1 protein-coding gene is annotated in these 845 nt (G+C 73.5%); it reads right to left on the bottom strand.

Features of this window, described 5'->3' with window-relative positions; translation table 11 throughout:
• On the bottom strand, positions 1–845 hold an 845-nt coding region (locus FRW57_RS22275; protein ID WP_162529479.1), incomplete at both ends, for an ATPase, T2SS/T4P/T4SS family.

Here is an 845-nt window from a genome sequence, read left to right as displayed (position 1 = left end):
CGGAGTACGAGCCGGGGCGCGCCTCCCACGCGACCGCGCGTCGGTGTCGCCGCCCGCCGGTGTGCGGGTCGCGCAGCTCGTGCAGCCCCAGCTCGTACTCCGTCTCGAAGGTGCCGACCCGCTCCCACGGGTCCAGCTCGGAGCACAGGGCACGCACCGTCGTCGTCTTCCCGGCGCCCTGGGCTCCGGCCACCACGATGGACTTCTTCGCCCGCACCGCTGCCCGCAGGAACGAGGCCTGCAACTCGGTCATCGTGTCGCCGGCCACCAGGTCGTCCAGGGTCACCGTGGCCAGTCGGTGCCGGCGGATGACCACCGCCGGACGAGGAGTGACCCAGGCCGTCGCGGCCAGCCGCGCCCCACCGTCCAGCCGCAGATGCAGGCGGGGCTGGGCCGGGGAGAACGGGCGGGCGTTGACCTGCGACCTGGAGGCGACGAACACCAGGAAGTCGGTCAGCTCACCGTCGCTCTCGGCGACCGCCGGGCCGGGCTTGAGCAACCCGTCGGCGTACTCCAGCAGCACGTTGTCGCAGCCGTCGATCTCGATGTTCTCCGCGGCCTCGTCGTCGACCAGTGGCTGCAGCCGGCCCAGCCCGAACAGCGCGTCGAACACCGTCCGCGCCATCTGGTCCTGCAACCCCAGCGGTACCGGGTCGCGGCCGGCGGAGACCGCCTCCTGCGCCTGCGTCTCGAGTAGCTCCATGATGATGCTGCGCCCCAGCTGCTGTTGCGCCTCCCGGTCCAGGGTGGCCCGGTCCCCACCCAGGGCCGCGCTCAGCCGGTCCGAGGCCTGGGCGCGCAGCCGTGCCACCAGGGCCCAGTCGATCCCGGCGTGGGCGTGCGCG

It is taken from the genome of Segeticoccus rhizosphaerae (assembly GCF_009192725.1).
Lineage (GTDB): Bacteria > Actinomycetota > Actinomycetes > Actinomycetales > Dermatophilaceae > Segeticoccus > Segeticoccus rhizosphaerae.
The sequence above is the reverse complement of the archived record's forward strand: the minus strand, read 5'-3'. Positions and strand labels throughout refer to the sequence as shown.